Source organism: Kribbella polygonati (assembly GCF_050320105.1).
GTDB lineage: Bacteria > Actinomycetota > Actinomycetes > Propionibacteriales > Kribbellaceae > Kribbella.
The window spans coordinates 4,863,038-4,877,243 of the sequence record NZ_CP190129.1; the positions used below are offsets into that span (position 1 = coordinate 4,863,038).

Sequence of the window (14,206 nt, forward strand, 5' to 3'; positions counted from 1 at the left end):
CGCGTAGTCATCTTGTTGTTACGCCGCCGAAACGGCTCCCGCACACCCCTGACCTGGTGCTGAGAGATTCCGGGTACTGTGCGCAACGTGAACCGGTGGAGATGGAGGGCGGGGATCGCCGCCGTACTGATCGTCTGGCTCGTGCTCGGCGCCGTCGGCGGGCCCGCCGTCGGCAAGCTCAGCGAGGTCCAGCAGAACGACAACGCCAACTTCCTCCCGAAGAAGGCCGAGTCCACCCTGGTCGCGAACGAGGCGGCCAAGTTCGTCGACTCCAAGGCGCTGCCGTACTTCGTCCTGATCGAACGCGACACCCCGATCACGACCGCGGACCAAGCCACGGTGACCGCGTTCGTGGCCGGCCTCCCGGCGCTCGGCCTCGGGGACGGCAAGAAGCTCGGCGACTACCTGGTCGCCCCGGTCGGGACCGCGCGGCCGTCCGACGACCACAAGGCCCTGCTGCTCACCGTGCAGATCGACGGCGACCGCGCCGACGAGGTCGTCGGCCAGGGCGAGACCGTGCTGTACGCCGTGGCGAAGGCGCTCCGGGCGGACATCAAGGACTCGCTGACGCCGGCCGGGCTGCAGGTGTACGTCACCGGTCCGGGCGGGGTGTTCGCGGACTTCGTGGTCGCGTTCAGCGGGATCGACGGGATCCTGCTCGGCGTCGCGCTCGCGGTCGTGTTCGTGATCCTGCTGATCGTGTACCGCAGCCCGATCCTGCCGATCGCCGTACTGCTGACCGCGGTGTTCGGGCTCGCCCTGGCCGCCTCGGTGGTGTATCCGCTGGCGAAGCACGGCGTACTGCAGCTGAACGGGCAGAGTCAGGGCATCCTGTTCATCCTGGTCGTCGGCGCCTCGACGGACTACGCGCTGCTGCTCGTCTCCCGTTACAAGGAGGAACTGCACGACTACGAGAGCAAGTACCAGGCGATGCGGGTGGCGTGGCGGGCGGCGATCGAGCCGATCGCGGCGAGCGCGGCGACCGTCATCCTCGGGCTGCTCTGCCTGCTGCTCTCCCGGCTCGGCAGTACGAAGGGGCTCGGCCCGGTCGGTGCGCTCGGGATCGCCGGTGCGTTCGTCGCGGCGATGACGTTCCTGCCCGCGATCCTGCTCGCGTTCGGGCGGCGGATCTTCTGGCCGTCGATTCCGCGCGTCGACCACGTGCACTCCCGCGACCAGGTCGGCGGGCGCCGGCTCTGGGGCCGGGTGTCCGGCCTGGTCGGGCGGCGTTCGCGGCGGGTCTGGGCGATCAGCGCGCTGGCGCTGCTGGCCTGCGCGGCGTTCCTGCCGACGTTCAAGGCGAGCGGTACGTCGCAGGAGGACCTGTTCCTGAACAAGGTCGAGTCGGTCACCGGCCAGGAGCAGCTCGCCAAGCACTTCGACGCCGGCGCCGGTACGCCGGTGGAGATCCTCACCCCGGTGGCGCTCGCGGACCGGGTGGTGCAGGCCGCCACGAAGGTCGACGGTGTCGGCGCCGCCTCCGCCTCGATCGCTCCCGGCGTACCGCCGAAGGTTGTCGACGGCAAGGTGATGGTCCAGGCGACGCTGAAGATCCCGGCCGACTCGCCGGACGCCACCAAGATCGTCAAGCACCTGCGGGCGGACCTCGACTCGATCAGCCCGCAGATTCTGGTCGGCGGCAACACCGCGATCAACCTGGACGTCCTGGACGCGGCGCAGCGCGACCTCAAGGTGATCATCCCGACGATCCTCGCGGTCATCTTCGTGGTCCTGATGCTGCTGCTCCGGTCGCTGGTCGCCGCCGTCCTGCTGGTGATCGCGAACGTGCTGTCGTTCGGCGCCACGGTCGGGGTGAGCGCGCTGATGTTCAACCACGTGTTCAAGTTCCCGGGCGCGGACCCCGGGATCCCGCTGTACGCCTTCGTGTTCCTGGTTGCCCTGGGCATCGACTACTCGATCTTCCTGATGACCCGGGTCCGCGAGGAGTCCCAGGAACAAGGCACCAGACCGGGCATCCTGGTCGGCCTCGCCGTCACCGGCGGCGTGATCACGTCCGCGGGCGTGGTCCTCGCGGCGACGTTCTCGGCGCTGGCGGTGCTCCCGATCCTCTTCCTGGTGCAGATCGCGTTCATGGTCGCGTTCGGCGTACTCCTCGACACCACCGTGGTCCGGTCCTTGCTCGTCCCGTCCCTGGCGCACGACATCGGCAAGAAGGTCTGGTGGCCCAGCAAACTGGCGTCCTAGGCTGCTGAGCATGGAGACGTTCGAGGGCAGCATCCAGGTGAACGACGGCGGCGGCGCCTGGCTCGAGGTCCCCGCCGCGGTCGTCGACGCGCTGGGCGGCGGCGGCCGGATCCCGGTGCGGGCGACGTTCGACGGGGTCGCTTATCGCGGGTCGATCGCGTCGATGGGCGGGTGTATGGCGCTGGGGATCCTGAAGACCATCCGCGCGGAGCTGGGCAAGGGCGACGGGGATCGGGTGACCGTGACCGTCGAGCGCGACGCCGGCGAGCGGACGGTCGAGGTACCGGAGGATCTCGCGGCGGCGCTCGCCGAGGCCGGGGTGCGGGAGGCGTTCGACGGGTTGAGCTTCAGCCATCGGCGGGAGCACGTGAACGCGATCAACGACGCGAAGAAGCCCGAGACCCGGCAGCGCCGGATCGCCAAGACGGTGGAGATGGTCACGCCTTCCTGAGCGACGCCAGTTCGGTGCGGTTGGCGACGCCGAGTTTGGTGTAGACGTGGGCCAGGTGGGTCTTGACGGTGCCGCGGCTCATGAACAGGCGTTCGCCGATCTCCGGGTTGCTGAGGCCCTCGACCGCCAGCGCGACGACCTGTTCCTCGGTCGGGGTGAGGCTGGCCCAGCCCGACGACGGCCGGCCGCGGGTTCCTCTGGTACGGCGGGCATACGCGACGGCCTCGTCCACCGTGAGTGCCGCCTCGTCCGACAGCGGCAGCTCAGGATGATCGGCCGGTACGCCGAGGCCGATCTGCTCGCGCGCCGCCGCCGCAGCGCGCGCCAGGCGGGCGCCGTCCGCGGGGCGGTTGGTGTGATTCGCCAGCAGCGCAAGGGATTCCAGGCTGTCGATGACGTACGTCCGCAGACCGTGGTCGACGCGGATCGTCAACGCCTCGTGGATCAGCTCGGCCGCCTTGTCCGGCTGCTCGGCGATCGCGCTCCGGCCGAGCTGATCGAGAGCTTCCGCCAGGATCCGCGGCAGGTTGTACGAACGCGCGAGATCGGCGGCACGCTCGAGCAGATCGGTCGCGTCCTGACCCAGGGCACGCTGAGCGGCGGCAACCGTCGGCAGCAGCATCGCGGGCGCGAACGTCCCAGCGAGCGGACTGTCCGGCGCGGTCTCCCGGGCGAGCCATTCCACGGCAGCGTCGTACTCGCCGGTCCAGAGCGAGATCACGCTCATCACCTGCCCGAGATTCGGTACGACGGACCCCGCGGTCTCGGCCAGTTCCAGCAGTGGCCGCATCAACGCGCGCGCCTCGTCGGCCCGGCCTACCCGCACCAGGACGGAGGCGAGCTGGGCACGCGCTGAGCCGACGCGGTGGAAGTCGGCGAGCGGCTCCGCCGCGGCGAGAGCGCGTTCGGCGAGCTCGACGGCCTTCAGCGGTTGGCCGGTGGACATCAGGCTCTCGGACCACGTGGTGAGGACGGTCGACGCGATCCCGCGTTCGCCGCTGCTGATCAGCCCGGCGGCCGCGCGATCCAGCAACGGATGCAGGTCCTCGTGGCGGTCCCACAACGCGAGCAGCACGCACTGCAGGCCGACGTTCGCGTTCCTCGCATGCTCGTTGCCGATCCGGTCGGCCAGCCGCACACCCTCGACCGTCAGGTCCCACGCCTTCTGCAGGTCGGTGAAGAACTCGCCGACGGCAACCATCGCGAGGAACAGCGAGCGCAGCCGGTCGTCGCCCAGCTCGGTCGCCAGGTCGAGCCCGCGCCCGGCAGCGTCGTACCCGAACGGATCGACGGTGTCGGCGACGGTCGCGTACCCGTAGTACAAACGGGCCTGCAGCACCGTCCGGTCGTCCGGGGCGCGGTCGATCGCGCGCCGCAGGTAGCCGATGCCCTCGGTCCCGGTCGCCTGCAGGTTCCACAGCCAGCGGAGCGCCGCGGCGAGCCGGCGCCCGCGGTCCGGATCGTCGGCGGCCAGACCGTGTTCGAGCGCCGTACGGAAGTTCTCCCGGTCGGGCTCGATCAGCGTCCGCCAGGCGTCCCGATCGCTGTCCAGCAAGGGTTCCGCGTCCTCGGCGACCCGCAGGTAGTGGTCGAGGTGCCGATCGCGGACGTCGCCGGTCTGCCGGGCGGCGGCGTACTCGCGGATCGTCTCGAGCAGCCGGTACCGCCCGTCCTCCGCAACGACAAGCGATTTGTCGACAAGCCGCGCCAGGACACTCGGTACGGCGCCGCTCACCGCCGCCGCGGCCGCCAGCGTGAACCCGCCCGCGAACACGCCCAGCCGGCGGAACACCTGCCGGTCGTCCTCGTCCAGCAGGTCGTAGCTCCAGTCGATCGACGCCGCCAGCGTCCGCTGCCGCGCCGCGACTCCCCGCACGTTCTTCGTCAACAGCCCGAACCGGTCCTCCAGCCCGGCCTCGATCTGCGTCGGCGTCAACGTCCGGCCCCACGCGGCGGCGAGCTCCAGCGCCAGCGGGATCCCGTCCAGCCGTTCACAGATCGCCCGTACGGCGCGCTCGACCTCCGGCGCACCGGCGGGCGCGTCCGAGCGTTCGAGGAAGAGCGTCCGGGCTTCGTCGGGTGAGAGGGCGGGGACCCGCCAGACGGCCTCGCCCGGGAGATCGAGGGGTTCGCGGCTGGTGGCGAGGATCGTGAGTTCGGGACAACCGGTCTGCAGGGCCGTGACGAACTCGGCCACGCCGTCGACGATCTGCTCGCAGTTGTCCAGGCAGATCAGCGCCTGCCGGTGCCGCAACTGCCCGATCAGCAGGCGATCGCCCGGTTCGACGAGCAGGCCGACCGCGCCCGCCACCGCCTCCGGAATCTGGGCGCTGTCGGTCACCGCCGACAGGTCCACCCACCACACGCCGTCGGTCCACCGTTCCGCCAGCTGCGCGGCGGTCTGCGCGGCCAGGCGGGTCTTCCCGCTGCCGCCCGGGCCGGTCAGCGTCACGAGCCGACTCCCGGCCAGCTGCGTCCGGAGCGCGGCGACCTGCGTCGTACGGCCGACGAAGCTGGTGAACATCACCGGCAGGTTGTTCGGCACCAGGTCGAGCGACCGTAACGGCTCCGCGGTCGGCGTGAGCTCGAAGATCCGCTCGGCCGACCCCAGATCCTGCAACCGGTGGACGCCGAGATCGATGCCGCCGTCCACCATCGCCGCCGTGGTTGCGGTGAGCAACGTTTGACCGGGGTTGGCGATCGCCAGCAGTTGCTCGGCATGCCGGACCGCCGGTCCGGCCGCGATCCCTGTGTGCACGGCGATCCGGAGCAGCTCGCCCGCCGGCACCAGCGCGGCCGCCTCCCGAAGCGCCTCGGCGGCCTCGATCGCCTCGTCCGCGGACGCGTACACGAGCACCGGCCACCCGGCGTCCCGCCGTACCAGCTGCTCCCCCGGCAGTTCGGCGGCCAGACCCGCCAGCCGGGCGTACGCCGGTGCGCTGGCGGCACCGGCGTACGACGCGGTCAGTACTGTTACCCCACCCATGCGCGCCAGTCTGCCATCGGACTGTGTCGGGTCGCCGTTGTCGACTGTATACGTTACCCTCCGGAACCAGGGGGGTTCGAAAGAGTGAGGAGCCCTGATGACGGACACCGCACCCACCGACCACGGACACTTCGCGCTACCGACCAAGAACCTGCCCGCACCGCAGGTCCGCGACCTTCCCGAGCCGCCCGCGAACACCTGGAAGATCATCGGCCCCGGCATGGTCGGCGCCGGCGTCGGGCTGGCCTCCGGCGAGTTCATCCTCTGGCCGTACATCTCCAGCCAGGTCGGCCTGGTGTTCCTCTGGGGCGCCGTCGTCGGCGTGGTCGTCCAGTGGTTCCTGAACATGGAGATCGAGCGGTACACGCTGGCCACTGGTGAGACAGCGTTGACCGGCTTCAACCGGTACGGGAAGCACTGGGGCCTGTTCTTCGCGATCATGACGTACTTCGCGAACCTCTGGCCGGGCTGGGCGACCAGCTCCGCGAGCATGCTGACGTACCTGTTCGGCGGCGGCGACCCGCGCTGGATCGCGATCGTGATGCTGCTGGTGATCGGCGCGATCCTGACCTTCGCGCCGGTCGTCTACGTGATGCTGGAACGGCTGATCGCGGTGAAGATCGCGGCCGTCGCGCTGCTCGTCGTGCTCGCGCTGGTGTTCGCGATCCGCGGCAAGACGTACGGCGCGCTCGGCCACGCGGTGACGCAGCCGCAGTTCCCGGCCGAGCAGCTCGGGTTCGCGCTGGTGATGGGCGCGATCGCGTACGCCGGAGCCGGCGGCGGGCAGAACCTCGTGCAGAGCAACTGGATCCGCGACAAGGGCTTCGGGATGGGCGTGCACGTCCCGCGGCTGACGTCACCGGTGACCGGCGAGACCGAGGCCGACCCGAACGCCAACGGCTACACGTTCCCCACCGACGACGCGAACCTGGCCCGCTGGCGGCGCTGGTGGCGGTTCGCGAACATCGAACAGGCAGCGACGTTCGTGGCGATCACCGTGGTCACGATCGCGTTCACGTCGATGCTCGCGCACGCCACGCTGTTCGGGAATCCCGGCGTACAGAACAGCATCAGCTTCCTGAAGATCGAGGGTACGACGCTGCAGACGGTCGTCGGCGGCTGGTTCGGGTACCTGTTCTGGGCGGTCGGCGCGTTCTCGCTGTTCGCCGCGGCGGCCGGGATCGTCGACTACACGTCCCGGCTCGCCTCCGACATGATCAAGGCCCGGTACCTGCGGACGTCGAGGATCACCGAGTCCAAGCTCTACTTCTGGCTGGTCTGGGGCCTCGTTGCCTTCGGCATCATCGTGCTGCTGGCCGGCCTCACCCAGCCGCTGGTCCTGCTGGTCATCTCGGCCTGCACCGCCGGCACGATGATGTTCGTCTACTCCGGCCTGCTCTGGTGGATGAACTCCCGGGCCCTCCCCGACGCCATCCGCATCACCACGTCCCGCACCGCCGTACTCCTCTTCTCCTTCCTGGCCTTCGGTTTCCTGGCGGTCTTCACCGCCATCGACCAGGTCAAGAAGCTCTGAGGAACGCGACGACCGCCTCCTCGGCAGCAGTACGCCGTACCACCTGATCGCCACGCACTTTCCGATACACGTCGACGGCCGCCCGCAACGCCAGCAGGCAGTCGTCGGCGTCGGCGGTCGCGACCGTGGCACGCAACTCCGGCACCAGTTCAGGGGCAAGCATCTCGAGCCGCCGCACCCCGGCCGGACGCTCCGTCCGACCGAGCGTCGCCAAGGGCGCGATCGCGGACCCGCGCAGCGCACCAAGAGCTTCGATCGCCTCGAACAACTCGCCCCGCGCGATCTTCACCGCGGTGTAGTGCACCCAGACCCAGAACCGGTCCTCGATCCACTGCGCATCCGGCTGCGGCCAGGAGGCCTCGGAGTCCGCCCGCACCTTGTCCACGGTGTCGTCCCGCTGCCACAACACCACACCGTCCTCGACCCGCGTCCGCCACCCGTCCGGCGTCACGAACTTGAGGTCCACGTGCACCACCGGCGGCCCGTACAGTGCGATCAGCAGCCGCGGCTCACCGACATGCTCACCACTGAAGCTCGCCAGCAACGGCCCAACCCGCGCCGCAAACTCCGCGGCCTCGGCCAGACACGCCGGCTGCCCCTCCTCCGTACACACCAGCACCAGATCAAGATCCGAATACTCGTCACTAACGCCCGAGGCAACCGACCCGCCGGCCACCACCGCCAGCACCCGCGGATCCTTCACCGCCTCACCCAGCACGCCGTCCGCCACTCGCCGGAGATGCTCCGGAATCATGCTCACCAGTCCTCCCAGGATCAGGCCAGCAGACCACCATCCCACACCGGCCAGATCCCAGGCGAACGAATTACCGCCGCGGTAGGCCGAGGCGCCGACGAGCTCTCAAGAAGCTGTGAGCCCGTCGACCAATTTGCGGAGCTCCGGGACCTCCGGCGCTCCGTGACGAACAGCAAGTTCCAGCGCACGCTGCCACTCGGCACCGGCTGCGCGCGAACTGCCAGCCAGCTGTAACACGTCTCCCAAGTACTTGCGCACGCGCGCCTCGGCCTGCCAGTTCCCCTCGACCGTCTCAAGCGCGGACCGAAGGCACTCCTCTGCCGGTTCCAGTGCGCCCAGCCCGAGGTGGATCCGCCCAAGCTCCTCAAGCGCCTCGGCGATCGCGAACACATTGCCGAAGTCGACGGCAAACCGGTGGCACTCGGTTGCCCAGGCAAGCGCCTCCCGGAGCCGGCCGTCCTCGCGATAGGAGACGACCATCTGTTGCAGGTTGTAGTGCCGGACACTCGGATGAGCGTCCTTTCGCATCACCTCCAGAACACGCTCGAACTCGCGGTCCTGGTCGTCCCACCGTCCCTGCTTGCCGGCCACCCGCCCCAGCACGGCCCGCGCGTCGACCTCGCCTTCCTCGTCGCCCCGTCGCAGCGAAGCCTCCATGCCGATCTGGGCGGCCGCAACCGCCTCGTCGTACCGGCCCGCGTTCGTCAAGTAGTCCGCCAGGAACGTCTGGGAGTACGACCACTGCTCCTCGTACAGCCATGCCTCGGGAATGCTCAAAGAAAGGCGCATTTGTTCGACGGCTTCGTCGTACCTGCCCATGCTGTTGTAGTAGACCGACAGATCGAAGTGCAGGAACACGGCAGCAATCGGATCCTGGACGGTTTCCTCCGCCACCAGGCCTACGTGGCATAACGCCACCGCGTCCGAGTAGCGGCGTCTGCGAGTGAGATATGGCTTGATCCCGGTCGCGATCTTTGCGACGACGGAACGCTCAGCATTCGAACCTTGCGCTGCACGGTGGGCTGCGCCGATGATCTCCTCGATCTCCAGGTCGTACCAAGCTGACAACTCCGGGTAGGACAGTTCCTCGGCATCCGCTGTCCAGCTCTCGTCACTCCAGCTAGTCGTCAGCGGTCCCAGCCCGCGGAGCACTCGTCCTCGCCACACCATCGCCAGATAGAACCTCAGAACACGCCCCCGCGCGGCTGACAGGTCCGCTTCAGTAGTGAGCTCAGCCGTCGTGTCCCGGACATAACTGCGGATCAAGTCGTGCATGCGGTAACGGCGCGGAGACGGTGACTCGAGGAGGTGCAGGTCGACGAGACGTTCCAGCCGGTCCTCGGTCTCGGCGACCGGGCGGTCGAGAAGGCGGGCCGCGACCCGCACATCGAGTTCGTCTCCTTCGAACAGCCCGAGCAGCCGGAGTGTGCCGGCCTCGGCATCTGTCATCGCGGCCAAGGAGGCTTCGATACTTGCGCGTACGTCGAGATCACCGAGCGCCAACTCGTCGAGGCGGCGGCGGCTCGACTTCAGAAGCCGCGCGAAGTCCGCGACGCTCCATGACGGCTCCGCGGCGAGGCGGGCGCCCGCAATCCGCAGCGCCAGCGGTAGGCCGCCACACAGCCGTACGACGACTGCCGAGTGCAGCGGATCCGCGGCGATCCTGCCGTCGCCGACGATGTGGTCCAGCATCTTCACCGCATCGTTGCCCGGAAGCGTGTCGAGGGCGAGGTGGGCGGCGCCAGGCAGGCCAATCAGCGCTCGTCTGCTGGTGATCAGTACCGCACAAGTCGATGTCCCCGGCAACAAAGGCAATACCTGGGGCACACTCGCCGCATTGTCCAGGAAGACGAACAGACGACGCCCGGCCACTGCAGAGCGATACCGGGCCGCCAGTTCGTCGACACTCTCCGAACCCGTCACCTGCAGCCCGAGCGCGTCCATCAGCCGGCCGAGCGCTTCCGCCGCGGTCATCGGCGCGCCAGGCCCGAACCCGCGCAGGTTCACGTACAGCTGACCGTCCGTGAACTGATCTGCGAGGCGGTGCCCGACATGGATACCGAGTGCCGTCTTGCCGACACCACCCATGCCGGCGATCGCTGATACCACAACCACCCCTTGGCGGATCTCGGCCGCCCGGAACAACTTCTCTACCTGATCAACCTGCTCGTCGCGGCCGGCGAAGTCCTGCAGGTCGTCCGGCAGCTGTTCCGGAATCCCCTTCGATGCTTTGATCTTGGTGCCCGCCGCGACCAGTTCGGCGCGCTCGGCGTCCGTCAGGCCGAGACCGCTGGCAAGCAACGCCATCGTCTGCGGGCGTGGGTGCCGTCGGCGACCTGCCTCGAGGGTCTTGATCGCCTCGACGCTGACACCCGATGCCTCCGCCAGCTTTTCCTGGGACAAGCCGGCGGTCCGGCGGAAGGTCCGCAGTACGGCTCCGAACTCAGACACGGGGTCCGTAGGCCTCGGGGGCGCCGTTGGTGGTGGTGAAGAGGGAGTAGACGGAGGTGGTCGCGGTGAGGAACAGGCGGTTGCGTTTCGGGCCGCCCCAGGTGAGGTTGCTGACGGTTTCGGGGACCAGGAGTTTGCCGAGGAGGGTGCCGTCGGAGTGGTAGATGTGGACGCCGTCGGCGGCCGAGGCCCAGATCCGGCCCTGGGTGTCGAGGCGGATGCCGTCGAAGATGCCGTTGCCGCACTCGGCGAACAGGTCGCCGCCGGAGAGCCGGTCGCCGTCGACGGTGAAGACGCGGATCGTCGCCTCCTCGGAGTCGGTGATGTAGAGCAACGACTCGTCGAGCGAGAAGGCCAGGCCGTTCGGGCGGTTGAAGTCGTCGGCGACGCGGGTCAGTACGCCGTCCGGTGCGACCCGGTAGACGTGACAGCCACCGGTCTCGATCTCGCCCTTGTACCCCTCGTAGTCGGAGTCGATGCCGTACGCCGGGTCCGTGAACCAGACGGATCCGTCGCGCTTGACGACGACGTCGTTCGGGCTGTTCAGGCGCTTGCCGTCGTACTCGTGGGCGAGCACGGTGATGCCGCCGTGGTGCTCGGTGCGGGTCACGCGCCGGTTGCCGTGTTCGCAGCTGACCAGGCGGCCCTCGGTGTCGCGGGTGTGGCCGTTGGTGTTACCGGCCGGGTGCCGGAAGACCGACACCTGGTACGACGTCTCGTCCCAGCGCAGGATGCGGTCGTTCGGGATGTCGCTCCAGAGCAGGTACCGGCCGGCCGGTGAGTACACCGGGCCTTCAACCCAGCGCCCGCCGGTCCACAACCGCTCGAGCCGGCTGTCGCCGCGGATGCCCGCGAACCGGTCGTCCAGCTTCTCCCAGACCGCCGGGGCGGTGCCTGCCAACGGCTCGAGAATTCCGGTCATCTCGTCTCCTCCTGGTTGGACCTCTGGGACGGAAGGATATGCGTGGCGCCGCCGACGGGGGCTTCAGGTCCGGCGCCGTCCAAGTGACCGTGGAGACATCCTCTTGAAGCTTGACACCGTGCGTGAAGAGAAGGCGATCGAGAACCTCACCAGCAGGCTCACCTCGACCTTCGCCGACATCCATACTCCCGAAGACATCGAGACCGCGATCCGTACCGCCCGCGAGTCCTTCGCCGGCGACCCGGTCCGCGACTATGTACCGATCCTGATCGAACGAATGGTCAAGGAAGAGCTCACCCCCAGGCCCGAGGCCGCACCGGAGACCGACGGCGCCGCTCAGTGGACCAGACCTCCTTCCGGTACGGCGATTGCCGCCGCGGCCCCGCGCCGCCGGATCCCGATCGCCATCCCCGCCGCCGTCGCCGGCGTGCTCGTCCTCGCGACGGTCGCGACCGTGATCGTGGTCCGCAACGGGAACGACGCGCAGGCGAAGTCCGGGCTCGTCACCGTCAGCGGCGTGATCGGCTCCGAGAAGCGCGCGTACTTCGAGGACCCCGACGTCAAGGCAGCGCTCGCCAAGCACGGGTTCGAGGTGAAGGTCGACACCGCGGGGTCGCGGGAGATCGCCACCTCGGTCGACCTGAGCAAGTACGACTTCGCGTTCCCGTCCAGCAGTACGGCGGCCGAGCGGATCCTGCAGCCGACGGCCGGCCGCCCCGCCGTGAGCGGGAAGAAGTACTCGGTGTTCTCGTCGCCGATGGCGATCGCGACGTACCAGCCGATCGTCGACCTGCTGTCGGCCACCGGGATCGCCCGCAAGGTCAACGGCACCTGGTACTTCGACGTCCGCAAGTACGTCGACCTCGCGAAGGCGAACTGGCGCTGGACGAACATCCGCGGCAACACGACGTACCCGGTGAACAAGCGGATCCTGATCACCACCACCGACCCGCGCACCTCGAACTCGGCGGCGATGTTCCTGTCGATCGTCACGTACGTTGCCAACCACAACACTGTGGTCCAGAGCGCTGCGGACGAGCAGAAGGTGCTGCCGCTGGTCGCGCCGCTGTTCGTGAACCAGGGCTACACCGACAACTCCAGCGAGGGCCCGTTCGACGACTACCTGTCGCTCGGCATGGGCAAGTCGCCGATGGTGAACATCTACGAGGCGCAGTTCGTCGAGGCCGCGGTCGAGCACAAGCTCAAGCCGGGCATGGTGCTCATGTACCCGTCGCCGACCGTGCAGTCCAAGCACACGCTCGTCTCACTGAACGCGAACGGCGAGAAGCTCGGCGAACTGCTCTCGACCGACCCCGACCTGCAGCAACTCGCGGCCCGGCACGGTTTCCGGACCGCGGACGAGACCCAGTTCGCGAACGTCGTCAACCAGCGCAACATCCCGGTCGCGAGGGACGTCCTCGACGTCGCGGACACCCCGACGTACGACACCCTCGAACGACTCCTGGACGCGGTGTCGAAGTCCTACCGCTGAACGTTCGTCAGCCAGGACCACAGCGTCGTGGTCGCGGTGACGAACAACCGGTTGCCCTTCGGGCCGCCGAACGTCAGGTTGGACACGACATCCGGTAGCAGCAGCTTGCCGATCAGCGTGCCGTCCGGGTCGAAGCAGTGCACGCCCTCGTGCGTCGCCGCCCAGACCCGGCCGGTGCTGTCCAGCCGGATGCCGTCGAACATGCCCGCCGTACAGGGTGCGAACACCTCGCCGCCGGTCAGCTTGTCCCCGTCGACGTCGAAGCGGCGGATGTGCCTGCCCGGTGTGTCCACGACGTACAGTTGCGACTCGTCGCGGGAGAAGGCGAGACCGTTCGGCCGGATGAAGTCGTCCGCGACCACGGTCAGCGTGCCGTCCGGGTCGATCCGGTAGACGTGGCAGCCGTCGAGCTCCTGCGCGGCGGCGTACCCCTCGTAGTTCGACGTGATCCCGTACGGCGGGTCCGTGAACCAGATCGACCCGTCGCTGCGCTCGACCACGTCGTTCGGGCTGTTGAGCCGGCGACCCTCGAGGTGCGAGGCGAGGACGGTCAGACTGCCGTCGTACTCCGTCCGGACGACGCGACGGTCGCCCTGCGAGCAGCTGATCAGCCGTCCGGCGCGGTCGATCGTGTTGCCGTTCACGGAGCCGGACGGCTGCCGGAACACGCTGACCTGCCCGGACAGCTCGTCCCAGCGGAGCATCCGGTCGTTCGGGATGTCACTGAACACCAGGCAGCGCCAGGCAGCGGAGTACGCCGGTCCTTCGAGCCAGCGGCCGCCGTCGTAGAGGCATTCGAGGTACTCATCACCCGCGACGGTCCGGAAACGGTCGTCGAGAACCACCAGCTCGGCCCGGAGCCGCGGCGGCGCGGCGTTGATCGTGACTGTCATGCTCTGAATGTAGTCTGGCCATAGACCAGCTGAACAGAATGAGATTTGGTTTGTGACCCAGATGACCATAGATGATGTGGACCGCCGTCTGATCGCCGCATTGCAGGAGGACGCCGGCCAGTCGTACGCCGCGCTCGGCGAAACGGTCGGGCTGTCCGCCGGTTCGGCGCATGAACGGGTCCGGAAACTGAAGACCGCGGGCGTGATCCGGCGGACGACCGTCGACGTCGACCCGGCCGCGGTCGGCCTCGGCGTGCTGGCGTTCGTCCTGCTGGAATCCGGCGCCTGGATGGGCGACGAGCCGACGATGGTGGCGTTGCGGAAGATCCCGGCGGTCGAGGAGGCACACATCATCGCCGGTCCGGCGTCGGTGCTGGTGAAGGTGCGAACGGCAACCACCGAGGACCTGCAGGCGACCCTCCGCGCGCTCCACCAGGTGGACGGCGTGACCAGTACGCAGACAGTCGTGGTGCTGGAGACGTTCTTCGAGAAACGACCCAGCGTGGTGTGACCAACAC

10 protein-coding genes are annotated in these 14,206 nt (G+C 68.7%); 5 read left to right on the forward strand and 5 right to left on the reverse strand.

Annotated elements, in window-relative coordinates; all coding sequences use genetic code 11:
• The first annotated feature begins 87 nt into the window (after window positions 1–87).
• Both ACQHIV_RS23050 and ACQHIV_RS23055 read left to right on the forward strand, forming a co-directional pair.
• Window positions 88–2,205, forward strand: a complete 2,118-nt coding sequence (locus tag ACQHIV_RS23050; RefSeq protein ID WP_427885062.1) for an MMPL family transporter — start codon at window positions 88–90, stop codon at window positions 2,203–2,205.
• Between the two features lie 10 nt (window positions 2,206–2,215).
• A complete protein-coding gene (locus tag ACQHIV_RS23055; protein ID WP_427885063.1) occupies window positions 2,216–2,656 on the forward strand; it encodes a YdeI/OmpD-associated family protein in 441 nt (146 codons plus the stop codon).
• Here the strand turns inward: ACQHIV_RS23055 and ACQHIV_RS23060 are convergent.
• Window positions 2,643–5,642, reverse strand: a complete 3,000-nt coding sequence (locus tag ACQHIV_RS23060) for a helix-turn-helix transcriptional regulator (protein WP_427885064.1) — start codon at window positions 5,640–5,642, stop codon at window positions 2,643–2,645. The two genes, ACQHIV_RS23055 and ACQHIV_RS23060, sit on opposite strands and share 14 nt — an antisense overlap.
• Before the next feature lie 97 nt (window positions 5,643–5,739).
• On the opposite strand from ACQHIV_RS23060, the gene ACQHIV_RS23065 reads away from it, so the two are divergent.
• Window positions 5,740–7,176 (forward strand): Nramp family divalent metal transporter, encoded by a 1,437-nt coding sequence (locus ACQHIV_RS23065; RefSeq protein ID WP_427885065.1) that lies wholly within the window; start codon window positions 5,740–5,742, stop codon window positions 7,174–7,176.
• Here the strand turns inward: ACQHIV_RS23065 and ACQHIV_RS23070 are convergent.
• From ACQHIV_RS23070 to ACQHIV_RS23080, 3 genes are all read right to left on the reverse strand, one after another.
• Complete coding sequence (locus ACQHIV_RS23070; protein ID WP_427885066.1) at window positions 7,163–7,936, reverse strand: hypothetical protein; 774 nt, start codon at window positions 7,934–7,936, stop codon at window positions 7,163–7,165. The genes ACQHIV_RS23065 and ACQHIV_RS23070 overlap by 14 nt on opposite strands.
• A 99-nt stretch (window positions 7,937–8,035) precedes the next feature.
• A complete protein-coding gene (locus ACQHIV_RS23075) occupies window positions 8,036–10,381 on the reverse strand; it encodes an ATP-binding protein (RefSeq protein ID WP_427885067.1) in 2,346 nt (781 codons plus the stop codon).
• The gene (locus ACQHIV_RS23080) at window positions 10,374–11,303 is read right to left on the reverse strand and encodes an SMP-30/gluconolactonase/LRE family protein (protein WP_427885068.1); all 930 of its coding nucleotides are present in this window, start codon (window positions 11,301–11,303) and stop codon (window positions 10,374–10,376) included. The genes ACQHIV_RS23075 and ACQHIV_RS23080 overlap by 8 nt, the downstream gene beginning before the upstream one ends.
• 118 nt (window positions 11,304–11,421) lie before the next feature.
• Between ACQHIV_RS23080 and ACQHIV_RS23085 the strand changes: the two genes are divergently transcribed.
• Window positions 11,422–12,795, forward strand: coding sequence for a three-helix bundle dimerization domain-containing protein (locus tag ACQHIV_RS23085; protein WP_427885069.1), 1,374 nt, complete (start codon window positions 11,422–11,424; stop codon window positions 12,793–12,795).
• On the opposite strand, the gene ACQHIV_RS23090 is transcribed toward ACQHIV_RS23085, so the two are convergent.
• Entirely contained in the window at window positions 12,786–13,688 is a 903-nt protein-coding gene (locus ACQHIV_RS23090; RefSeq protein ID WP_427885070.1) for an SMP-30/gluconolactonase/LRE family protein, read from the reverse strand. The two genes, ACQHIV_RS23085 and ACQHIV_RS23090, sit on opposite strands and share 10 nt — an antisense overlap.
• Before the next feature lie 76 nt (window positions 13,689–13,764).
• Here ACQHIV_RS23090 and ACQHIV_RS23095 point away from each other — a divergent pair, with 76 nt between their 5' ends.
• Window positions 13,765–14,199 carry an Lrp/AsnC family transcriptional regulator gene (locus ACQHIV_RS23095; RefSeq protein ID WP_427885071.1) on the forward strand — a complete coding sequence of 145 codons (435 nt, stop codon included), beginning with the start codon at window positions 13,765–13,767 and terminating at the stop codon, window positions 14,197–14,199.
• The last annotated feature ends 7 nt before the right edge of the window (window positions 14,200–14,206 follow it).